General features: G+C 69.8%; 20 protein-coding genes and 1 tRNA gene. 12 read left to right on the top strand and 9 right to left on the bottom strand.

Annotation, left to right across the window (positions count from 1 at the left end):
• Positions 1 to 134 precede the first annotated feature (134 nt).
• Together nirK and D1409_RS06100 are read left to right on the top strand one after the other, a co-directional pair.
• Entirely contained in the window at positions 135 to 1,217 is a 1,083-nt protein-coding gene (nirK, locus tag D1409_RS06105) for a copper-containing nitrite reductase (protein ID WP_123535149.1), read from the top strand.
• Between the two features lie 524 nt (positions 1,218 to 1,741).
• On the top strand, positions 1,742 to 3,196 hold the full coding sequence (locus D1409_RS06100; protein ID WP_123535147.1) for a UDP-N-acetyl glucosamine 2-epimerase: 1,455 nt from the start codon (positions 1,742 to 1,744) through the stop codon (positions 3,194 to 3,196).
• Positions 3,197 to 3,231: 35 nt separating this feature from the next.
• Here the strand turns inward: D1409_RS06100 and D1409_RS06095 are convergent, their stop codons facing one another.
• Positions 3,232 to 3,480 carry a glutathione S-transferase N-terminal domain-containing protein gene (locus D1409_RS06095; protein WP_123535145.1) on the bottom strand — a complete coding sequence of 83 codons (249 nt, stop codon included), beginning with the start codon at positions 3,478 to 3,480 and terminating at the stop codon, positions 3,232 to 3,234.
• Between the two features lie 264 nt (positions 3,481 to 3,744).
• Between D1409_RS06095 and D1409_RS06090 the strand changes: the two genes are divergently transcribed.
• On the top strand, positions 3,745 to 5,214 hold the full coding sequence (locus tag D1409_RS06090; RefSeq protein ID WP_123535143.1) for a BGTF surface domain-containing protein: 1,470 nt from the start codon (positions 3,745 to 3,747) through the stop codon (positions 5,212 to 5,214).
• Positions 5,215 to 5,390: 176 nt separating this feature from the next.
• Here the strand turns inward: D1409_RS06090 and D1409_RS06085 are convergent, their stop codons facing one another.
• From D1409_RS06085 to pyrE, 4 genes are all read right to left on the bottom strand, one after another.
• Positions 5,391 to 5,999, bottom strand: coding sequence for an ArsR/SmtB family transcription factor (locus tag D1409_RS06085; RefSeq protein WP_123535141.1), 609 nt, complete (start codon positions 5,997 to 5,999; stop codon positions 5,391 to 5,393).
• 119 nt (positions 6,000 to 6,118) lie between these two features.
• Positions 6,119 to 7,399 (bottom strand): S8 family serine peptidase, encoded by a 1,281-nt coding sequence (locus tag D1409_RS06080; protein WP_123535139.1) that lies wholly within the window; start codon positions 7,397 to 7,399, stop codon positions 6,119 to 6,121.
• Between the two features lie 69 nt (positions 7,400 to 7,468).
• Positions 7,469 to 9,460 (bottom strand): threonine--tRNA ligase, encoded by a 1,992-nt coding sequence (gene thrS / locus D1409_RS06075; protein ID WP_123535137.1) that lies wholly within the window; start codon positions 9,458 to 9,460, stop codon positions 7,469 to 7,471.
• A 254-nt stretch (positions 9,461 to 9,714) separates the two neighbouring features.
• Positions 9,715 to 10,269: an orotate phosphoribosyltransferase gene (pyrE, locus tag D1409_RS06070; protein WP_123535135.1), complete on the bottom strand. Its 555-nt coding sequence runs from the start codon at positions 10,267 to 10,269 to the stop codon at positions 9,715 to 9,717.
• A gap of 118 nt (positions 10,270 to 10,387) precedes the next feature.
• On the opposite strand from pyrE, the gene glmM reads away from it, so the two are divergent.
• Entirely contained in the window at positions 10,388 to 11,764 is a 1,377-nt protein-coding gene (gene glmM, locus D1409_RS06065) for a phosphoglucosamine mutase (RefSeq protein WP_123535133.1), read from the top strand.
• A 51-nt stretch (positions 11,765 to 11,815) separates the two neighbouring features.
• On the opposite strand, the gene D1409_RS06060 is transcribed toward glmM, so the two are convergent.
• Positions 11,816 to 12,256, bottom strand: a complete 441-nt coding sequence (locus tag D1409_RS06060; RefSeq protein ID WP_123535131.1) for an SRPBCC family protein — start codon at positions 12,254 to 12,256, stop codon at positions 11,816 to 11,818.
• Positions 12,257 to 12,420: 164 nt separating this feature from the next.
• Between D1409_RS06060 and D1409_RS06055 the strand changes: the two genes are divergently transcribed.
• The 3 genes from D1409_RS06055 to D1409_RS06045 all read left to right on the top strand — a co-directional run bounded on the left by D1409_RS06055 (position 12,421) and on the right by D1409_RS06045 (position 14,688).
• On the top strand, positions 12,421 to 12,666 hold the full coding sequence (locus D1409_RS06055) for a DUF2249 domain-containing protein (RefSeq protein WP_123535129.1): 246 nt from the start codon (positions 12,421 to 12,423) through the stop codon (positions 12,664 to 12,666).
• A 92-nt stretch (positions 12,667 to 12,758) separates the two neighbouring features.
• Positions 12,759 to 13,406 carry a hypothetical protein gene (locus tag D1409_RS06050; RefSeq protein ID WP_123535127.1) on the top strand — a complete coding sequence of 216 codons (648 nt, stop codon included), beginning with the start codon at positions 12,759 to 12,761 and terminating at the stop codon, positions 13,404 to 13,406.
• A 91-nt stretch (positions 13,407 to 13,497) separates the two neighbouring features.
• Positions 13,498 to 14,688, top strand: coding sequence for an MFS transporter (locus D1409_RS06045; RefSeq protein WP_123535125.1), 1,191 nt, complete (start codon positions 13,498 to 13,500; stop codon positions 14,686 to 14,688).
• A gap of 419 nt (positions 14,689 to 15,107) precedes the next feature.
• On the opposite strand, the gene D1409_RS06040 is transcribed toward D1409_RS06045, so the two are convergent.
• Both D1409_RS06040 and D1409_RS06035 read right to left on the bottom strand, forming a co-directional pair.
• A tRNA-Ser gene (locus D1409_RS06040) sits at positions 15,108 to 15,188 on the bottom strand.
• Between the two features lie 83 nt (positions 15,189 to 15,271).
• The gene (locus tag D1409_RS06035; RefSeq protein ID WP_123535943.1) at positions 15,272 to 16,315 is read right to left on the bottom strand and encodes a methyltransferase domain-containing protein; all 1,044 of its coding nucleotides are present in this window, start codon (positions 16,313 to 16,315) and stop codon (positions 15,272 to 15,274) included.
• A gap of 253 nt (positions 16,316 to 16,568) precedes the next feature.
• Between D1409_RS06035 and D1409_RS06030 the strand changes: the two genes are divergently transcribed.
• From D1409_RS06030 to D1409_RS06020, 3 genes are all read left to right on the top strand, one after another.
• Positions 16,569 to 17,129, top strand: coding sequence for a TATA-box-binding protein (locus tag D1409_RS06030; RefSeq protein ID WP_123535123.1), 561 nt, complete (start codon positions 16,569 to 16,571; stop codon positions 17,127 to 17,129).
• 112 nt (positions 17,130 to 17,241) lie between these two features.
• A complete protein-coding gene (locus D1409_RS06025) occupies positions 17,242 to 17,685 on the top strand; it encodes a DUF7473 family protein (protein WP_235853518.1) in 444 nt (147 codons plus the stop codon).
• Between the two features lie 303 nt (positions 17,686 to 17,988).
• A complete protein-coding gene (locus D1409_RS06020; protein ID WP_123535121.1) occupies positions 17,989 to 19,380 on the top strand; it encodes an acyl-CoA thioester hydrolase/BAAT C-terminal domain-containing protein in 1,392 nt (463 codons plus the stop codon).
• Positions 19,381 to 19,398: 18 nt separating this feature from the next.
• Here the strand turns inward: D1409_RS06020 and hisG are convergent, their stop codons facing one another.
• Positions 19,399 to 20,247 carry an ATP phosphoribosyltransferase gene (hisG, locus tag D1409_RS06015; protein ID WP_123535119.1) on the bottom strand — a complete coding sequence of 283 codons (849 nt, stop codon included), beginning with the start codon at positions 20,245 to 20,247 and terminating at the stop codon, positions 19,399 to 19,401.
• Positions 20,248 to 20,356: 109 nt separating this feature from the next.
• On the opposite strand from hisG, the gene D1409_RS06010 reads away from it, so the two are divergent.
• On the top strand, positions 20,357 to 20,644 hold the full coding sequence (locus D1409_RS06010) for a hypothetical protein (protein ID WP_123535117.1): 288 nt from the start codon (positions 20,357 to 20,359) through the stop codon (positions 20,642 to 20,644).
• A 55-nt stretch (positions 20,645 to 20,699) separates the two neighbouring features.
• Positions 20,700 to 21,902 (top strand): M48 family metalloprotease, encoded by a 1,203-nt coding sequence (locus D1409_RS06005; RefSeq protein WP_123535115.1) that lies wholly within the window; start codon positions 20,700 to 20,702, stop codon positions 21,900 to 21,902.
• The last annotated feature ends 40 nt before the right edge of the window (positions 21,903 to 21,942 follow it).

Genomic DNA, 21,942 nt, shown 5'->3' with positions numbered 1-21,942 from the left:
AATAACCTCCTCCGGGGGTTCCCGAGAACTGGGAAGCCCGATCCGGGGTCCCGAACATGTTCGCCCCTCTAACACGCCGGCGAGAACCCGCTTATCGGTATATATCCGCACACCCCCCACGTTCAGGTAGAGCCATGACCCAATCCACGGCCACCCGTCGAACGTTCCTGAAGACCAGCGCTGCGGCGGGCGCCGCCGCAGTCGCCGGCTGTGCCGGCGAGATTCCCGCGGACAAGGTCACCTACACGGAGGCCGACAGCGACCCCCGGTCGCTCGACGCCGCGCGATCGACGACCGTCGACCGCGTCGCCGCCGACCCCACCGACATCCCGGCTCCCATCGACCGTGACGAGCCCGCGACCGTCGAGGTCGAGCTGACGACGAAGGAGGTCACCGCGGAGATCGAGCCCGGCGTCACCTTCGAGTACATGACCTTCGACGGGCAGGTCCCCGGCCCGATGATCCGAACGCGCGTGGGTGACACGGTCGATCTGACCATCCACAACGCCGAGGACAACGGGATGCCCCACAACGTCGACCTGCACGCGGTGCGGGGCCCCGGCGGCGGCGCCGAGGCGACGATGGTCGCCCCCGGCGAGACCGAGCGCGTCCGCTTCAAGGTCACCTACCCGGGCGCGTTCATCTACCACTGCGCCGTCGCGAACATGGACTACCACATCTCCTCGGGGATGTTCGGCATCATCCTCGTCGAGCCCGAAGAGGGTCTGCCCGCGGTGGACAACGAGTTCTACCTCGGCCAGCACGAGGTGTACACCGACGGCGAGACCGGTCAGGAGGGCCACCACACCTTCGACATGGGCGCGATGGCCCGCGAGGACCCCACCTACGTCCTCATCAACGGCGAGAAGTTCGCCATCACGCCCGACAACTACGCCGACATGACCGCCCAGACGGGCGAGACCGCCCGCGTGTACTACTGCGTGGGCGGCCCGAACCTCGCCAGCAGCTTTCACCCCATCGGGAGCGTCTGGGACGAGGTGTACCCGCAGGGCGGTATCGGCGGCCGGCCCCAGCGGAACATCCAGACGACCCCCGTCCAGCCGGGCAGCACCGCCATCGCGACGATGCACTACCCGGTTCCCGGGCCGGTCAAGCTCGTCGACCACTCGCTCTCGCGGGTCGCCCGCAAGGGCGCACTGGCCGTGATCGACGTCCAGGGCGAGGAAGACCCCGAAATCTTCGACCCCGACGCCTGAGGAGCGTCGACGGACCGTCGGGGTTGGCGCTTCGGCGTGAGCGTCGTTCGGCGGTAGCAGGGACTCTCGTCTTTGTACCGTGGCGCGCGCTGTCGTCTCGGAATCGCGAGCGATTCCGAGGGCCGTCAGAGCTGTGCTCTGACGTTGGCGAGTTTCATCTCGCGACAGCAGTCGTGCGAGGTCTTCGCGAGTGAAACGAGCGAAGGCTCGGAAGACGACCGGAGGGAGTCTTCCGGTGAATGACCGAGGGAGCGCAGCGACCGAGGGAATCGGTTGGGGAGGCGTGAGGCGCGGTGCTGTGCGGTGCGGATTCCGGTTTCCTGGTGTCCTGGCGAGCGAAGCGAGCCAGGGCTCAGGAGCGCTTGCTCTCCTGGTGGACTGAAAGGGCGAGAGCAGAGACTCCTAGCGAGCGGGTCGAGGGCGTTCGCCGCGTACGGGCCGCGACGGTCAGACCGACTCCACGGCCACGAACACGATCAGTCGGAACTGTAAACACCGGTCCCGCCGTCGTGTCAGTCGACACAATGGACGCCGATCCGACGATCTACGACGAACGACTCGCCGCCGAGATGGAGCGCGGCGAGTTCGTGCTCGCGGTCGTCACCGCCACCAAGCCCGACTTCTACAAGCAAGCGCCGGTGGTCGCCGCCGCTCGCGAGCGCGGGTTCCCCTGCTTCGTGATCCACACCGGCCAGCACTACGACGACGTACTCGGCCACGGCCTCGAAGAGTACGACCTCGAACCGGCCATCGTCGCCGACCTGGGTATTCGAGGGGACCTCAGCGAGAAGACCGCCCAGATGATGCTCGCCGTTCGGCAACTCGCCGAGCGCCTGGAGGAGTGGCCGGACACGACCGTCCTGCCGCTGGTCCACGGCGACACCCACGCCGCGGCTATCTTCCCGCAGGCGTGGCTGTTCGCCACGAACCAGCAGGTCGCGCACAACGAGGCCGGTCTCCGCGGGATGGCACCCGACTACGACGCGGTCCCGACCGCAGGGGCGGGGACCACCACCGCCACCGACGCCGCCGACGCCGACGCCGCCCACGACCACGCCGACGGCGACTACCCCGACCCCGAAGCCTTCGTCGACGAGCAGTGGAACGGCGAGTGGACGGTCGACCGGACCGAACCGTTCCCCGAGCAGTACGACACGTTCGTCGGGTCGGCGGCCGCCCGGTATCACTTCGCGCCGGTCGAGTTGAACCACGAGCACCTCGAATCGGAGGGGTACCCTCGAACCGTCGACGGCCGCGAGCGCGTGCCGGTGGTCGGCAACTCCGTCGTCGACGCCATCGAGATGAAGCGCGGTCACGACGGTGAGAGCGTCTTCGACGTCTACCCCGTCCTCGAAGACCGGGACGACTGGATCCGCGTCGACATCCACCGCCGGGCGAACCTCCTGCCCGGCCGTTTCGAGGCGCTCGTCGAGGGCGTCCTGGGACTCGTCGAGGACGGCCGCAACGTCAACTTCGTCGAACTGACCGCGACGCGCCACGCGCTCGAACGCCACGGCTACCGCGAGCGCCTGCAGCGGCTGGCCGACGAGCGCGAGAACTTCCTGTTCACCGGGCTCTGGAAAAAACACGCCCACGTCTACGAGTTCCTCGAATCGGGGCAGTGCCTCGCGGAGCTGACCGACTCCGGGAGCATGCAGGAGGAACTCAACCACATCGACGAGGCGTGCTGTCTCACCGCGCGGTTCAACACCGACCGCCCGGAGACCGTCTTCGAGGCGAACACGAACCTGCTCGTCCCGCCGGTCTCCGGCGAGTTCGTCCACGAGATGGTCACGCACGCGCTCGATTCGCCCGACGTGCGCGAGCGACTGCAGTCCGGTCCCGACCTCTACGGCGAGGCCGTGGGCGAGCGCATCGTCGACTTCCTCGCAGAACGCCGCGACGAGGGCGTCTCCGAGTGGTCGCACGAACGCCAGGGCTTCGACGGCGTCGGCGGACAGACCGTCGACTACCTATAGCGGATCGAGTCGCGAAAACGGCACAGAGGTGGGCTTTAACTACCGTACTGCTTCTCGAGATACTCCACGATATCGTCGCTCTCGGGCATCCCGTCGACGTCGTTGTCGTGGTCGACGAGGACCGGGACGCCGGTCTGGCCGCTCACTTCTTCCACTTCGGTCCGCTCGGAGTGCGAGCGGGGGACCATGTGGGACTCGTACTCCAGCCCGAGCTCGTCGAGTTTCTCGATGACTTTCGCGCAGTAGGGACACCCTTCGAGTTCGTACAGTTCGAGGTTTGCCATCACCCGGAGTTGGGGATCGACGGCCAAGAGCCCACCGGTCGCGTGCATCGGCCGTACAGGAGCGTCTGGCCCGAGTACCGCGGCCGCCGTTCAAAGCCAGTTTGAAGCTACCGGGTGAGGTATTTGTGCGCCGGGAGACACTCCGAGTGCGATGGCAACCAGACGCCACCCTGACCGGTCCCCTCCGGGGCCGTCCTCCATCGACCGACGTATCGCCCGCAAACGACCGCGCGACGCCCGCTCGACCCGATCGGGGGTGGTCGCGTGATCGCCAGACGCGTCCTCGCCGCGCTCGTCGTCGCGACGCTGGTCACCGCGCCGCTGGCCGGCGTCGTCACCGCCGACGGCACGGCCGCGACGCCCTCCTTCGAGGAGTCCATCTACTCCGTCCACCAGGGCGAGACGGCCGAGATCGCGATCAACACGACCGACGCCGACGACACTGCTCGACTCACCGTCGGCGACGCCGCCGAGACGAACTTCGAGGTCCGGGCGACGGTCACCGACGCCGACGGCGACGGCACCGTGACGGTCCGGTTCGACACGGGCGCGGTCCACGAGTCCGGGCCCGGGTCGTACCTCACCGTCGCCGGCGACGACGCGATCGACAACCGGACCGAGGTCGCCGGCGTCGTCAGCCCGCTCGACCCCGCCTCCTACGACCTCTCGCTGGGCGACGCCGACGACCCGCACTCGATCGCCTCGCTGGCGCTACTGGCCGGCGACGGGACGGACGAGGGGGATGGGACGCCGAGCGACGGCACAGCGACGCCGAAGCCGACGCACGACGGGACGACGCTGGACACGACCGACGGTGAGGTCCGCGTCGCCCCCGCGAGCGAGCAGACGATCTCCGGCGAGACGACGCTGGACCCCGGGACCACCGTCTCGATCCGCGTGACCTCCGCCTCGTCGTCGTCACCGTTCCTCATGACGGTCGAGGCGACCGTCGACGACGACGGCACCTTCGCGGGCACGTTCGACTTCAGCGGGATGTCGTCCGGGACGCCGTTCGACGTGACCGTCCGCGACGGCGACAGGACCCTCGCCCGCGGCTCCGGACTGGTTACGGACTGCGAGACCGACTGTCCGGCGGCGACGGCGACGTCCGGCGGGGGCGACGGCGAGACCGCGACGCCCGCGCCGCTCGACGCAGACGAGATCCAGGTCCGTGACATCAACCGGGTCGACCGGGGTGACGTCGCTCGGATCCCGGTCACGTTCGGCGACGCCGACGCGCTGACGATCACCGTCGGCGACGAGGAGGCCGTCAACTACCAGACGACTGCCGTCGTCCGCGACACCGACGGCGACGGCCGTGCGGTCGTCCTGTTCCGCACGAACGCGACGGCCGACGCCGACAGGCCGGCGCTCGCCGTCGAGGAGAACGGGGAGTCCCGGCCGGTGAACGTCACGAGCGAGACGACGCTCGACTCGCCGGTCGACCCCGCGCCGTACTCGATAGACGTGTACAGCGGCCCCAGCACGGACGGGAACCCGGCCGATATCGGCACGCTCGTCGTCGAAGCGGCCGACGGGAGCGCGGACGGGTCCGACGACGCCGGTAGCGACGAGTCCGACGCGACCGACGCCGCGTCGGGCGACTCCCCGGCCGTGACCGTCGCCGCCGACGACAGCTCCGGCGCCTTCCTCACCGGCGTCGGCGCGCTCGCGCTCGGCGGCCTGATCGCCTTCGGCGGCATCGCCGTCTTCCTCGGCTTCGTCCGCGGGTAGTCGGCACTGGTCGAACGCGTCTCTCCGTTCCGCTCTCCGTCTGTTGCTCTGACTCTGACTCCGTCGACTGTTCCGTCTCTCGCTCCGAACGAGCTTCAGAAGCGATTTTCCGAACGTCCCTCAGAAATGATTTCCGAACGAGCCCGCCGCCAGAGTTCACCGCACCGAACAGTCGCTCACCGGTCGAGCGCGAGCGCCACGACGGCGGCGAGGGCGAGACAGGCGAAGAAGAAGAGGACGCCGGGTTCGATCACGTCGAAGACGAGCCAGCCGAGCGAGCCGGGCTCGCCCAGCGTCGCGTTCGGGCTGGCCGGGCCGGCACCGTTCCCGCCGACCGCCGGTCGGGCGATCCGTTCGGCGCCCCACTGGACGAACACGGCCGCGACCGAGAGCAGGCCGATGCCGCCGACCACGTCGGTCAGCGTCCGGTGGACGCGCGGTCGCATCTCGCTGTTCCCGACGATGACGAGCGGGTCGCTCGCCGGGCCGTAGACGGTCATCTCGTTGCCCTTCTCCGAGTAGCGGGTGTCGATCTCCTCGACGAGGCCGGCCGATTCGAGGTTCGAGAGGTGGTAGTGGACGTTCTGGACGGAGCTGTCGATCCGCTCTGCGATCTCCGAGGCGGTGCGAGGCTCCTCGAACAGCGACCGGTAGACCGCCCGCCGCGTGTCCGTCGCGAGCGCGTCGAGGACGTCGTCGGTCTCCTCGCCCTCGACGTCGAGGACTCGCAACGCTTCGTCGCTCGTGGCCGACCGGTCCTGGATGCGGCCGATGAGTCCGGACATGGTTCTTGGAATCGATCCAGACGGCAGTCATATAGCCCTATCCGTAGCTCAAAGCGCGATTTAAGCGGCGGCCGCCCAGTCGATCGGCGACCGTAGCGGATGGATACGGACCAGCCCCGTCACCCGGTTGCGTTCGAGGTGAGGTCGACCGCGCGACCGGGGACGACGAGGCCGTGACCGGCGACGGTGTCGGTGCCGTTCGGGCCGACGTCGACGGCCGTCCGTTCGAGGCGGTGTTCGACCTGTGTCGGCGTCGCGTCCGGCCGGGCGTCGAGGAGGAGCGCGGCGAGGCCGCCGACGTAGGGCGTCGCCGCCGACGAGCCGACGAGGGGGTCGTCGTACCCCCTGATTTCGTGTCGAGCGGGCGCGACCACGTCGACGCCGAGGCGGCCGTCGACGGTGGGCCCGCGGGAGCTGAACGGTTCGACCCGCTCGGCGACGGGGTCGTACGCGCCGACGCCGACGACGCCCTCGCCGGTCGCCGGTGCGGCCACGCTCCCGGCGGGGAGCGCCTGCTGGAAGCGGTGGGTCGGCGACGTGAGTCGGAGCCGCGCGCCGGTCGCGTTCGCCGGTCCGCTGACCGCGACGTAGTAGGTCCCGCCTTCGAGTTGGGCGTTGATCCGGGCGTTGGGCACGTCGTCGTCCTCGTAGGGCTGCGAGCGGGCGACCAGTCGCGACTCGTTCCCCGCCGCCCGGTAGAGCTCGACGCTGTAACTCTCGTTCGCGTGCGCGCGGTCCCAGGCGAGCCAGATCTCCGTCTGACTCCCCCGGCCGGCGACGTAGTTGCGCGTCGTGTCGTCGAAGCGGACGCGCCCGTCGCGGACGTCGTCGTAGCGGCCGCGCCAGTGCCCGCGGGCGAGGTTGCCGGTCGGCGCGACGAAGACGGTCCCCTGCCGGCGCGCCCAGTCGCCCAGTCGCTCGACGGCGGCGCTCCCGTCGCCGAGCGTCCCGTAGAACGACACCGGCGTCACGACCACGTCCACGTCGGCGGTGACGAGCCACGTCACCGCGCGACGGAAGTCGGTCGTCCCGTCGAAGGTCGCGAGGTACAGGTCGGCGTCGGGCGCGGTCCGCGCGAGGACGGCCGCCGTCGCCGTCCCGTGACGGTTCCGGCCGCCGTTCGTCACCGTCCCGTCGCCGAAGGCGCGCGCCGCGGCGACCCGCCCCGCGAGGGCCGGGTGGTCGGTGTCGAAACCGGTGACGCCGACGACGCCGACGGTGACGTTCTCGCCGGTGATCCCGGCGTCGTGGAGGTTCTGCAGGCCGGTGTCGGTCGGGTGGCGCTGCTGTCCGGGACTGCCGGTGGCGTCGGGGACCGACAGCGCCAGGGCGCCGACGGCGGCCGTCAGGCAGAGGAGGGCGACCGCGACGACCCCCAGCGCTCGCGTGCGGGGGTTCATGCGGGGAACTATCGGGACAGTGCGACTGCCGCCGAAAAAACGCTACCGGTGCGGCCCGTCGCGACGACGTTACTCGTCGAGGAAGTCGGGGTCGAGGCGCTTCTCTTCGCGCTCGGCCCGGAGGTGCTCGCGGAACTCGTCGGGGTCCACGTCGCGCCCCTCGCGTTCGGCCCGGTCGCGGACCGAGACGGTCCCGGCCGCTTCCTCGTCGGGACCGACGATCAGCATGTACGGGACGTTCTCGTCGTGGGCGCGGCGGATCTTCCGCTGGAGCGTGTCGTCGCCGTCGGCGACGGAGGCGCGGAAGCCGTCCGCGTGGAAGTCGTTCTTGAGGCGGTGCGCGTAGCCCAGCACCTCCTCGTTGAGCGGGAGCACGCGCACCTGTTCGGGCGCGAGCCACAGCGGGAACCGACCCGCAAAGTGCTCGATCATGACGCCCATGAACCGCTCGAACGTTCCGAGGAGGGCGCGGTGGATCATCACCGGCGTGTGCTCGTCGTTGTCCTCGCCGACGTAGTTCAGGTCGAACCGCTCTGGCTGGACGAAGTCCAGCTGGACCGTGCCGACGGTCCACTCGCGACCGATGGCGTCCTCGGCGTCCGCGGCGATCTTCGGGCCGTAGAAGGCGCCCTCGCCGGCCTCGACCTCGTACCCCTCGCCGAGCGCGTCGAGCGAGCTACGGAGGTCCTCCTCGGCGCGCTCCCAGAGGGCGTCGTCGCCGAAGGAGTCGTCGGGCTGGGTCTCCAGCTTGAAGGTCACGTCGAGCCCGAAGTCGTCGAGCACCTCGTCGATGACCTCGAGGGTGCGGGTGACCTCGCTCTGGATCTGGTCGCGGCGGACGAACGCGTGGCCGTCGTCCTGCGTGAAGCCGCGCACGCGGAGCATGCCCGAGAGCTCGCCCGAGCGCTCGTTGCGGTAGCAGGTGCCGAACTCCGAGTAGCGCTTCGGCAGCTCCCGATAGGAGCGCCGTTCGCGCTGGTAGAGGTGGACGTGGTTGGCGCAGTTCATCGGCTTCAGGCCGTACTCGTCGCCCTCGTCGCTCTCCGTGCGGGCGCTGGCCTGCTCCCAGTGGAACATCTCGTCCTCCTCGCAGAAGTGCTCGTAGTGGCCCGAGGTCTTCCACAGGTCCGTCTTGTTGAGTTCGGGCGTCCACACCTCCTCGTAGCCGAGTTCGTCGTTCTTCTCGCGGATGTACTCCTCCAGTTCCCGGCGGATGGCCATCCCGTCCGGGTGGAAGTGGACACAGCCCGGAGAGTGGTCGGGGATGGAGAAGAGATCCATCTCGCGACCGATGCGGCGGTGGTCGCGGCGTTCGGCCTCCTCCTTGCGCTCCCAGTACTCCTCCAGATCGGACTCGGACTCGAACGCGGTGCCGTAGACGCGGGTGAGGGGCGCCTCGTCCTCGTCGCCGCGCCAGTTGGTGGCGGCGATCTCACGGAGGTCGACCGCGCCGATCTGTCCGGTCGAGGCGACGTGGGGGCCGGCACAGAGGTCCGAGAACTCCCCCTGACTGTAGAAGGAGACCGTCTCGATGTCCTCGTCCGCGCCGCGCTCGCCGCTGGCGAGGTCCTCGAGGATCTCCTCCTTGTACGGGTCGCCCGCGACGCGCTCGCGGGCCTCCTCGATCGAGACCTCCTCGCGTTCGATCGCGAGGTCGTCCTCGAGTATCGACTCCATCTCGGCGACCAGGTCGTCGAGTTCGTCCTCGTCGACGTCGACGCCGTCGAAGTCGTAGTAGAACCCCTCCTCGGTGGGCGGGCCGGTGGCGAGTTTGGCGTCGGGGTAGCGCCGCAGGACGGCCTGCGCGAGGACGTGGGCCGCGGAGTGGCGCATCACCTGCAGGTACTCGTCGGCCGAGGGCGTGACGATCTCGATGGTCGCGCCGTCGTAGACGGGGTCGGCCTTCGAGACGAGTTCGCCGTCGAGTTTCCCCGCGACGGTGTCGTCGCCGAGGCCGGGACCGATCTCGTAGGCCACACCCTCGACTGTGGTGCCCGACGGAACGTCGAGCGTGTTTCCATCGGGCAGTTCCACCGTGACTGAGGATTCCTGTCGTGACATATCATCGGCCTCCTGACCGCCACGCGTCGCTTGTCAACCGGTTGCGAGCGTGAGAACGTGGCAGTGACTGATTAGAGGGCGGAGAGCCCGCCTGTAAAACAGACACCTGCCATCTTGCACTCGGCTAACGCGCAATCGGGTATAAGAGTTGTGACGTGCGACGGCCGTCGAACGGCTTTGTTAGTCATTACCACGCCCGATCTCGGCCGATACGGGTCTCGGGTTCGACCCGTCGGAAGTCGCGCTCGCGCCGGTCAGACGTCCACCTCGTCGGGCGCGTCGGCGAGCAGGTCGTCGGCGGTCAACAGCGACTGGAGTTCGAGGTCGTGGTCGGCGAGGTTCTCGGCGGCGCCCTCCTGTCGGTCGACGACGACGACCACGCGGTCGACGACGGCGCCCGCCTCGCGCAGGGCCTCGGCGGCGTCGACGGCGCTCTGGCCGGTCGTCGCGATGTCCTCGAGGACGACGACCTCCTCGCCCTCGGTGAGTTCCCCCTCGACGAGGTTCCCGGTGCCGTACTCCTTCTTCTGCTTGCGGACGATGACGTAGGGGTTGCCGGATTCGACGCTCGTGACGGCGACGAGCGGAACGGCGCCGAGCGCGACGCCGGCGAGTGTCGTGTCGCCTCCCTGCTGGCCGCCGACGCGCTCGGCGAACGCCTCGGCGATGAGTTCCAGGGAATGGGGGTCGGTCTCGAAGACGTACTTGTCGACGTAGTAGTTCGAGGTGCCGCCGTGGGAGAGCTCGAACTCGCCGAACTTCACGGCGTCGGCGGCCCGGAGCGCGTCGATGAGTCCCTGCTTGTCCATACGCGTGCTGTCGACACCCCGGCGTTTAGACGGTTCGATATCGGGCGCTGTCCCCGGGTGCGGTGGCCGCGGAGGGTGTCCGGAACCACTATGCGGCCTGACCGCCGAGTAGACGACAATGAGGGTCTTCGGGTCCAGCGGCGTACGCGGCGTGGTCAACGACGACCTCACACCGGAGGACGCGACGGCGGTCGCCCAGGCCACCGGAGCCGTCTGGACCGCCGACGGGATCGACCGCGCGGCCGTCGCGCGAGACACGCGAGCGACCGGCGAGATGCTCGTCGACGCCGTCGCGAGCGGCCTCGCGAGCGTCGGCATCGACGTCGACCGCCTCGGCGTCGTCCCCACACCCGGCCTCCAGGCGTACGCCGAACGCGAGAGCGTCCCCGGTCTCATGGTGACTGCCTCGCACAACCCGCCCGAGTACAACGGGATCAAACTCGTCGGCGCCGACGGGGTGGAACTCCCCCGCGAGCGCCTCGAAGCCATCGAGACGCGCCTCCTCGACGAGTCGGTCGACCGCGTCCCGTGGGGCGAGACCGGCGACAGTCGCCGCGTCGACGGCGCCGGCCGGACCTACGTCGACGACCTGCTGGCCGCCGTCGACCGCGAGGGGATCGCCGACGCGGACCTGACCGTCGCGCTCGACCCGGGTCACGGTGCGGGCTCCGTCACGAGTCCCGACTTCTTCCGTCGACTGGGCTGTCACGTCAAGACGATCCACGCCCAGCCCGACGGCCACTTCCCCGGGCGCGACCCCGAACCGGTCGCGGACAACCTCGGCGACCTCCGGCGGTTCGTCCGCGCGACCGACGCCGACCTCGGGGTCGCGCACGACGGCGACGCCGACCGCGCCATCTTCGTCGACGAGCGCGGCGAGTTCGTCGAGGGCGACGCCGCGCTGGCCGCGCTGACGGCCGCCGCCATCGACGAGGGCGACACCGTCGTCTCGGCGGTCAACGCCTCACAGCGCCTGGTCGACGTGGCCGCCGCCGCCGGTGCGGACCTCACGCTGACGCCCATCGGGAGCACGTACATCGTCTCGCGCATCCGCGACCTGCAGGCGACCGGCGAGTCGGTCTCCGTCGCCGGCGAGGGCAACGGTGGCATCCTCTTCCCGGGGTTCCGGATCGCTCGCGACGGCGCCTACACCGCCGCGCGGTTCTGCGAACTCCTCGCCCGGAGCGACGGGTCCGCCAGCGACGTCGTCGCGCGCTACGACGATTACGTGAACGTCCGCCGCGACGTCGAGTACGACGAGGACCACCAGCGCGAGGCCATGCTCGACGCCATCGAGCGGGCCGCTCGCGACTCCGTCGCCGACCTCGACACCACCGACGGCTACCGCCTCGACTACGGCGACGGCTGGGTGCTCGCCCGCCCCTCCGGGACTGAGCCCGTCGTCCGCATCTACGCGGAGGCCCGCTCGGCCGACCGCGCCGAGGACCTCGCCGACCAGCTGTACGACGCCGTCGCCGGCGTCCGCGTCGACTGACTCGCCGTCCCGAACCCCCTTCGTTTCGTGTCGAACCCGCCCGTCAACAGCTCAGGGTGACGACTCGGACGACGGCGTCTCCGCCTCGAGTTCCTCGGCCAGCCAGTCGAACTGCTGTTCGAGTTCGTGGCGGCGCTGGCGCTTGATGACGGTCGCGTCGAGAATCTGCCCCACCAGCGCCACGTCGAGTGCGAAGTCGGTCGTCGCGGTGATCTCTGAGCCGCCGTCGACCGCCTCGACCCAGTACTCCGTGTCCATCACCTCGAAGAAGCCGTCGGCCTGTTCGTACGCGAGGTCGGCCTCGCTGTCGACGACGCGCAGGTCGAGCGTGACCGTCGCCAGTCCGACCTGGTTCTCCAGGTGCATGTCGGCGCCGTCGACGGACACGTCGGTGAAGCCCGCGGCGAGCATGAACTCCTCTAAGTCCTCCATCGCTTCGCGGACTCGCTCGGGCGACGCGTCCAGCCGTCGCGACACCGTGACCGTCTGCATACGCGACCGGACACGCCCCAGCACCGTAGGTGTCACGCCGTACCGGTTCGGCGAACCGCCCGTCGACGCCCTCCCTCACAGGTTCTGTCGGACTCCGAAGCGTCGACAGGGCACCCGAACGTCTTCGGCACAACGCGCTCGCCCGGTCGCGCCCAACTACGGGTATGGCCAGCGAGGGATCGACAGACGCGACGCGGACGCTCGACGCCAGAGAGATCGAGGGCGAACCGTTCGGCGACATCGTGGCAGCTCTGCAGGAACTCCCGGAAGACGGGACACTGGAGCTCGTGAACAACTTCGAGCCGGAGCCGCTGTACGGGGTGCTCGCCGAGCGCGGGTTCGTCCACGAGACCGAACAGGTCGCCGACGACGAGTGGCACGTGTTCGTCAGCCACGCCGAGGGCGAGTGAGCGCACGAGCGGTCGACGCGCTCTCCTCCGTCGCAGCGGTGGTCGAACACGTTCGGGAAGACACGTAGTCGGACGGAGGACCAACCGCCTGTATGGTCAGCGTCCCATCGCCGTTCGGCGGGAGCGACGACTCCTTCGACGCCTACGACGAGTTCGTCCCGGAGCACGTCCCGGTACCGGGCGAGTTTCTCGAGGGCCACGACACGCTCGCCGGGCGCCGACATCTCGCGTTCCACAGGGTGTCACGCGAACTGTTCGAGGAGCGGGCGGTGTACGACATGACGTTCGGGTACAACCTCGCGCGGCTCAACTGCGACACTCGCCACCCCGACGCGGGCTACCGCTACGCCGTCGAGAACCCCGACCGAGTCCCGGACGCGATGGACGAGGGCGAAGACGGCCTCTCGACGGTCGACGAGGACGCGAGGGTGTTGCGCGCCGAGTTCACGCCGACGACGGCCTTTTGCCCGCAGAGCGACACGCTCACGAAGGGTTCCTTTCGCGCGTGGAACGGCCTCGCGGACCGCCACGAGTTCGACCTCGTGCGCGTCCGCGTCGCGCCGATGCACCAGCGCGCGGCGCAGATCAACGCCGCTCTCCGGGATCTGGAGGCGACCTTCGTCGAGACCGGCGAACTGCCCGAACCGTCCGACGACGGCGGGGCGGGGCCGGACACGGAGATCGACGACAGCGAGGTCCCCGGGGCGCCCGGCCGTGACGGGTCGCAAACGCCGTTCTGAGGCGCGGGCGGTCGCCGCGCGGCGTCCGCGACCCGTCACGGCCGCAGCGCATCGACACATCGATAGGTCGTTCGTCCCTTCGTCCGAGTGAATGACGGGTTCGCGCGACCGGTGGTCGCTGGCGGCGATGGTCTTCCTCGTCCTGCTCGCGCAGGTGCTCCTCTACCCGGGAATCGACCGACTGGTCGGCGTGCTCGGGGCGACGACGGACCTCGACGCCAGCATGTGGTTCCTCGCGGCGGAGTTCGCGGCCTTCGTCGCCTTCGCCGGCGTCTGGGGCGCCGCGAGCGACCGGACCGGCAGGCGCACCCCCTTCATCGCCGCCGGCGCGCTGGGCGGGAGCGTCGGCTACCTCGCGCTCGCGATACTCCCCGGACTCGCCGGGCTCACCTTCGGCGCCGTGCTCGTCGTCCGCGCGCTCCAGGGGGCGGCGACCATCGGCGCCTTCTCGCTCGCGATGACGATGCTGATGGACCTCGAGGGGGGACACGGTCGGAACATGGCCGCCGCCGGCGCCGCCATCGGCGGCGGGACGGCGCTCGGCGCGCCGCTGGGCGGACAGCTCTACGAGATCGGTCCGTTCGTGCCGCTGTATCTGGCGAGCGCGCTTCTCGCGGGCGTCGCCGCGCTCGCGCTGATCGTCGCCGACCGGGCGCCCGCCGGCGACCGGGACTCGCTCGCCCGCGCGCTGGCAGGACTCCGGCGGACGCCCGCACTCGGCGTCCCCTACGCCTTCGGCTTCCTCGACCGCCTCACGGCCGGCTTCTTCGCGCTCGTCGGCACCCTCTACTTCCGCTCGGCGTTCGAACTGGGGCCGGGCGCCACCGGCCTGCTGCTCGCGCTGTTCTTCGCTCCCTTCGCGCTCCTCCAGTACCCGATGGGGCTCCTCTCGGACCGCGTGGGTCGCACGGTCCCGATCGTCGCCGGGTCGGCGTGTTACGGACTCGTCGTGATCGCGATCGGGCAGGCGCCGACGGTCGCGCTCGCCGGGGCCGGAATGCTCGCAGTCGGCGTCCTCGGCGCGCTGATGTCTCCCGCGACGATGGCACTCGTGACCGACCTCGCCGCGGAGACCGAGCGCGGCGTCGCGATGGCCGGCTTCAACGTCTTCGGGAGTCTGGGCTTCCTCGCTGGCGTCGTCGTCGGCGGCAGCGTCGCTGGCGCGTTCGGCTATCCCGCCGCCTTCCTCGTCGCCGGCGGCATGGAGGTCCTCGTCGCGCTCGCGACGCTCCCCGTGTTCCTGCGACTCGACGTGGGCCGGACGGCGACGTTCGCCGATTGAGCGGTGAAGATACGTGTCGCCACTCGTACTGGGGTTCTCCAGCTGGACGGACACAGTGTCGGGCAGAAACGTACCGCGCGAACGGAGTGAGCGCGGTTTCACCGGACGCGAGGCGTAGCCGAGCGTCCGGCTTTTTGCCCCGGTACGCCAGAACTGGGAGCGAGCGAACGCGTCGCGTTCGCTCACCTCGCGGGACGCGTACGTCCCGCGGTGTTTGAACCAGAGGAAGACGTTCCGGGCGTGCGGTCTCGCTCCGCTCGACCGTTGCGGGGCTGCGACTTCTGTCAGAGCTACGCTCTGACAACGTCTTGCTCGCTACGCTCGCAAGACTTCCAGGGGTTCAAATCCCGGCCGAACGCGGTTCGACGCTCACGATGTCGAGCACACGCGGTGCTCGCCGAAGTTGTTCGCGTCAGAAGCGCCAGGACAGGGATTTGAACCCTGAATCCCAAAGGGAACACGCTTTCCAGGCGTGCGCCTTACCGTTCGGCCATCCTGGCTCAGGTGAAGATACCGCAGTCGGTCGGTTAATGGCTTTCGTTCTGTATCGGGGATTCGGGGCGGTCGAAACAGCGCGAACCGCTCACTCGCGGTCGAGGACGAGCACGTGGCGGACGAGCGAGCGGTGGACGCGGCGTTCGAAGTGTTCCGTGACTACCCACCCGGCGTCGACCGCCGCCTCGGTCCACGACCGGTCGGCGACGACGACGGCGCGCGGTGCGATCCGTCGGGCCTCCGCGAGCGCGTCGCCGACCAGCGCTTCGAGCGAGTCGCCCTCGATCTTCGACTGGCGGCCGTACGGGACGTCGAAGACCGCGGCGTCGGCGCAGTCGTCGGCCAGCGGGAGGCGCGTCACGTCGCCGCGGCACACGTCGAACGCCCCGTCGGCGCCGAGCGCGTCGCGCAGGTTCGCGCGCGTCCCGCGGGCCATCTTCGCCTGTGCGTCCGACCCGACGACGCGCGCGCCGACGAGTCCGGCCTCCAGAAGGAGGCCGCCGGTGCCGCACATCGGGTCGACGACGGTCGCTCCCTCGCGCGCGCCGGCGACGTTGACCAGCGCGCGGGCCAGCAGCGGGTCCATGCTCCCGGGCTGGAAGAAGGGGCGGTCCGTGGGTCGGCGCTCGCCGAAGTCCCGCCGGCTCTCCGCGGTGAGCCACCCGAGGACGCAGATTCCCGTCCCGTCCGCGGCGTCTGTCGCGTCCGGTTCGGCACTGTTCTCCGCAGTGCTGTCGGCGCCGGGCGGACCCGCGAACAGCGCCCGGAGTTCGTGGTCGGGGTCGTCCAGGTCGACGGCGAAGCCGCGGTCGACGAGCACCTGCCCGAGTTCGCGCTCGACTCGCTGGGTGTCGACGCCGGTCGTCGCGCGCACGTCGACGGCGCGGACGGCGACGCTCCCGGTGCGCTCGACGCTCGCGGCCGCGAGGAGCGCGCGGGCGTTCGCCACGCCGGGGTCGGTGTGGCCGACCACCTCGCTCGCGCGGTGGACGAACGCGAGATCGCGCACGCGCTCGGTGACCGCGCGCGCGGTCGCTAGTCCCGCGCCGACGACTTCGACGCCGGAGGCGGCGCTCGCGGCCTCACACGCCGCGAAACCGTCGTCCTGGCCGCCGAGTTCGAGGACGTACACGCCCGACAGTCGCCCGCCGCCGCCCAAGAACCCACCGGTGACCGGGCGGTCCGCGCCGACGCCTCGCACGCGACGATCCGTCACCCCTCCGACTACCGACCCCTCATAAAACCCACTCCTATCCCCATTAAAAGGCGTTTTTACGGGGATTCCGGGGGTGGCTACGTCACGAAGTTGACGGGTTTCCGGGCGTGACTTGTTAGTCCATCGTATGAAAGTTTATAAACCTTAAATACAACGTTTAAGTCGAGACATGGTTGACCCCAAGGAGACAATCAATATCGAAAACGTCGTCGCCTCGACTGGAATCGGGCAGGAGCTCGACCTGCAGAGCGTGGCGATGGACCTTGAAGGGGCGGACTACGACCCCGAGCAGTTCCCCGGCCTCGTCTACCGCACCCAGGAGCCCAAATCGGCGGCGCTCATCTTCCGCTCGGGCAAGATCGTCTGCACCGGCGCCAAGAGCACCGACGACGTGCACGAGAGCCTGCGCATCGTCTTCGACAAACTGCGCGACCTGAACATCCAGGTCGACGAGGACCCGGAGATCGTCGTGCAGAACATCGTCACCTCCGCCGACCTCGGTCGCAACCTCAACCTCAACGCGATCGCTATCGGGCTCGGTCTGGAGAACATCGAGTACGAACCGGAGCAGTTCCCCGGCCTCGTCTACCGCCTCGACGACCCCGACGTGGTCGCGCTGCTGTTCGGCTCGGGCAAACTCGTCATCACCGGCGGCAAACAGCCCGAGGACGCCGAGGAGGCCGTCGACAAGATCGTCTCCCGGCTCGAAGATCTCGGTCTGCTCGAGTAAGCCGTCCGCTCGCGGAGACCGGTGACCTCGCCTGTCGGTCGGAGCGGCAGCGCGCTGGCCCGCGCTCGCCAGCGATAGCAGGCTACAAGCGGCCCCCCTCCCTACCGCCGGCATGGACATCGTAGCGCAGCACTCGGCCGTCGACGCCGTCGGCCCGTCGACCGCGCTCGCTCCGCTCCAGACCGACGTCACCGGCGGGGGACTGTTCGCACTTCTCGTCACCTTTCTGCTCACCGCGCTCTTCTACGCCGTGACGCTCCACCTCGCGGCGACCTTCTTCATCGGCGACGTGCCCAGCCAGCGGGCGGCCTACGTCGGCCCCGTCCCCGCGCTCGTCTCCATCCTGCTGGGCCGCTACGGCGTGGAGAGCATCGGCTTCGTCACGCCGGGCCTCGGCATCGTCATCGTCTTGCTGGCGACGATGGTCGCCGACGCTATCGCCATCAGCGTCTCCTACCGCATCTCCTGGCGGCCGACCGCGGTCCTCACCGCGCTCCACCTCGCGTTCGCCGCCGTCCTCGGCTTCGCGCTGAACAACATCTTCGGCTTCTTCTGAGTCCGTCTGGTTCCGACCGGCGTCGAACCCCGTCCGCCGCAGCCGACAGCGCGCACGGTCGCTAAGAGATAGCCAGCCCGTCCTAATCCGGCGTTTCCAGCGGTCGGGCGACTGACGGAGACGCCCGTCCCACCGCGGACGCTCCATTTGCGGGGAAACTGAGCGTGCGCGCTCCGCCGATAGAGCGGTACCGACCACGGCGCTCGGGCGGGGCGACGGGTCGCCGATAAGTCGTCGGCGACTGACTCGGAACCGGCGGAGCCGACCGAAATAATTAACAATTCTACACATTTCGGACTGCGTATGGAGAGGCGAGCGTACGCCCGGCGAGACGTCCTCGGAGCGGTGTCGGCGGTCGGCGCGGTCGCGGTGGCGGGCTGTGACCGGCTGGGCGGGTCGGCGGACCAGCGGATCGAGGTCCCCGAGGAGTCGCTCAGGGACGAACCCGTCGAGATCCGACTGCGCGGGTTCGAACCGTCGTCGACCGTGACGGTCCGCGCGTCGACGACGTTCGGCGGTGGTCCGCACTGGGAGGCCGAAGCGACGTTCGAAGCGGACGACCGGGGCGAGGTCGACCTGACGACGCAGGCGCCGACGTCGGGAACCTACGACGAAACCGACGGGATGGGGCTGTTCTGGTCGATGGTCCGCGACGAGGGCGAAGCGACCGGAACGGGGGACGACGGAATGGCGTCTCCATCGCCGACACCGTCGAAGACGACACCCCGGACGGAGGCGATAGCGACGGGTACCCCGGCGGATCCGGGGTTACCGGACGCCTATGACGTGACGCTCCGGGCGGGGACCGACGGCGAGACGCGGACGACGGCGACGACGACGCGACGGTTCGTCGCCGAGGGAGTCGAGCGGACGAGCGTCGAGGAGGACGGCGTGGTCGGGGAGTTCTTCGTGCCGCCGGGTGACGGCCCGCATCCCGGGGTCGTCGCGCTCCACGGGTCGCGGGGGTACCCCATGATACGGCACGGACGTATGCTGGCGTCGCACGGGTACGCGACGCTGGCGCTCCGGTACTTCGGCCCCCACGAGGCGATTCCCGACGAACTGGTCGACGTTCCGCTGTCGTACTTTGAGAGGGCGATCACCTGGCTGCGTGACCGCGAGTCCGTCGGAACCGGGGACGTCGGCGTCCTCGGGAGCTCGCGCGGTGGCGAGGCCGCGCTGCTAGTCGGCGCTCGCGACGACCGCGTGGGTGCAGTCGTCGGCTACGTTCCGAGCGTGTATCTCTGGGGCGGGTGGGAGGCGGACGGCGACGAACTGCCGGCGGTCCCCCGGTTCGGCTCGCCGACCGTGACCGAGAACGGCACGAGTTTCGCGCCGATGTACCGCCAGTCGGTGGAGACCGCCGACGACGAACGCGTCGCGCAGGCGACGATCCCCGTCGAAGATATCGACGCTCCCGTCCTGCTGATCACCGGCGAGGACGACGAGATGTGGCCCGCCGCCTGGTTCGCCGAGGTCGCCGTCCAGCGGCTGTCGGAGGACGGATTCGAACACGACTACGACCACCGCTCGTACGCGGACGCGGGCCACGGTATCGGCATCCCATACGTCCCCACCGCCGAGACGACGTCGTCCGGGACGTGGGCGTTCGGCGGGACGCCGGCCGGGAACGCCCGCGCCGCGGCAGACTCCTGGCCCAGAGTCCTCGACTGGCTGGGGAAGGGGTTGGAGTGAGCGGTGCGAAGAGGAGACTCACTCCACGAGTCGCTCGATCTCGGTGACGAGCACGTCGCTGGCGCCGACGCCTTTGAGCGCGTTGATCGCCTCGAACACCGCGTCCTCGTCGACGACGGCGTGAACGGCCACGTCGTCCTTGCCGGCGATGTCCATCACGGTCGGGCCGCCCATCCCGGGCAGGACCTCCTTCACGTCGTCCAGACTGTCCTCGGGGACGTTCATCATCAGGTAGCGCTTGCCCTCCGCCGAGAGCACGGATTCGAGCGCCATCCGGGTCTGCTGGACCTTCTCGTCGTCGACGACGTCCTCGCGGCCGAAGAGGCGAACCGACGACTCCAGCACGTCCGCCACCTCGGCGAGGCGGTTCATCCGCAGGGTCGTCCCCGTCGAGGTGATGTCGACGATTGCGTCGGCGATGTCGACGTGCGGCGTGAGCTCCGTCGCGCCCGACACTTCCGTGATGTCGACGTCGACGTCGCGCTCGGCGAAGAAGTCGCGCGTGACGTTCGGGAACTCGGTGGCGACGCGGCCGCCGTCGAGGTCGTCGACGGTCTCGATGTCGCCGTCCTCCGGGGCCGCGAGGACGAGCCGACAGGCGCCGAAGTCGAGGTCCAGCATGTCGACGAGGGAGTCAGTGTCGGCCTCGCGGGCCTGGTCGAGACCGGTGATTCCCACGTCGGCGGCGCCGTCGGCGACGTATTCGGGGATGTCGGCGGCCCGCGCGTAGAGGATAGTTACGTCGGGGTCGACGGTCTGGGCGTAGAGCTTCCGGTCGGCCCCGTCGACGACGTGGAGGCCGGCCCGGTCGAGGAGATCGATCGCTGGGTCGTGCAGGCGACCCTTGTTTGGGACGGCGATGCGCATACGCCCACTGGACGGGCCGCGGGCAACTGTCTTTCCCTCTCTCCACGGGCGACGAGCGGTGGGGCCGTCGGGCGAACGTTTATATCCGAACGCGGGGCCAGCGGCTCGTGTGACGACAGTCAGTGCGGTGAACGGTCTCGCGTACGGGTTCAAAGTGATGGCAGTGTTCGGGGTCGTCCTCACGGTGGCAGCGGTGCTGACGGCGGTGGGTACGAACATGATCGCGACCGCCCGGACGGTGAGCTACCTCGGCGGAGTGGCTACGGACTGGCCGCGGCTGATAGCGGGTGCGGTCCTGTCGCTGACCGGCGGACTGACGCTGTACGCCGGGTCGATGGGGTTGCTGTACAAAGTGATCGCCGACGGCGTCCGACGGGGGAACAGCCGGACCGCATGAGGGGCGAACGTGTCGACACACAACCCTTTTCGGCGATCCGGTCGCACCGCCGCTCGTGCCCGCCCTCCAGCCCCACCTCCGAAGAATCGACGCGTCGGGATCGACTCCGGTCCAGTCCGGGGTGAACGCCGGCGCGCTCGTCGACTCGCTCGGTGTGCTCGCCGCGGCGTCGGTCGTCGGCGCGCTCGCGTTCTCCCTGTACGGCCGATACTTGCTCCGGGCCGACGACCGGAGAGCGGCGCTGTCCCGGCTCCGTCGGGCGCTCAGAGTCGGTCTGACGGTCGTCTACGCGGTCACGGTCGTCGGGATGCTCGTCTCCGACTGGGCGACCGTCGTCGCGGCCGCGATCGATCCCGTGCTGGGCGCGGCGACGCAGGTCGGCGACGCCGTCACGCTGACGCTCACGATAGCGACGCCGCTCGTGGCGGTGTTCGCGTCGTACTTCGGCGCGTTCCCCGCGGCACAGGCGCTCCGGGAGACCGACGTGTCGGCGGTCGCCGCCGCCGCCCGCCTCGCCCGCTACGCCGCCGGGATGACCCTGCTGTTCGTCGTGCTGGTCGTCGCGCTGGACGGTCTCCGGGACAGCCCCGCGGTCGCGTTCCCGTTCTTCGCCCTCGTGGGTGCGGTCGTGCTCGCGGTCTGGGTCGCGTCGCCGTGGCTCGTCCGCGTCCTCCAGTCGACGCGCTCGCCGACGGCCGCGGAACGCGACCGCCTCGACCGCCTCCGCGAGGATGTCGAACTGAACGTCCGGGGCGTGCGCGTCCTCGAGACGGCCGACGCGAAACAGGCGTTCGCGTTCGCGCGCGGCGTCCCGGGTCGCCGCCACCTCTTCGTCTCCGACTACCTGCTCGCCGAACTCGACGACGACCGCCTCCGGGCGTATCTCGCGCTCAAGGCCGGGCGGCTGGAGACCCGTCACCTCGAAGCGCGGCTGGCGGTCGTCGCGGGGGCGCTCAGCATCCTCGTGGCGCTGTTCACCGGTTCGGTCTCAGTCCCTGGCGTCGGCGCCGGCGCGGCCGCGCTGGTCGTCGTCGCGGCCGCCGCTGTCGCCCTGTGGGCGGGTCAGCGGCTGGTCTACCGGGCAGACGCCGCCGCCGTCCAGCGAACCAGTCGGGACGCGGTCGAGGCGGCGATCCGGCGGTACGCGGACCTCAACGACGCGCCGCTGGAGCGGGGGCGGGTGGCCGCGCTCCGGCGGATGGAGCCGTCACTGTCGGACCGCATCGACCGGTTGCGGGACCGCGCGTCCCGTGAGTAATTCCGGTCACCGGGTCCGACCGCGAAGGAATAGATTCAGG

The sequence above is a fragment of the Halosimplex salinum genome, assembly GCF_003730195.1.
In the GTDB taxonomy this organism is placed as follows: Archaea; Halobacteriota; Halobacteria; order Halobacteriales; family Haloarculaceae; genus Halosimplex; species Halosimplex salinum.
The sequence above is the reverse complement of the archived record's forward strand: the minus strand, read 5'-3'. Positions and strand labels throughout refer to the sequence as shown.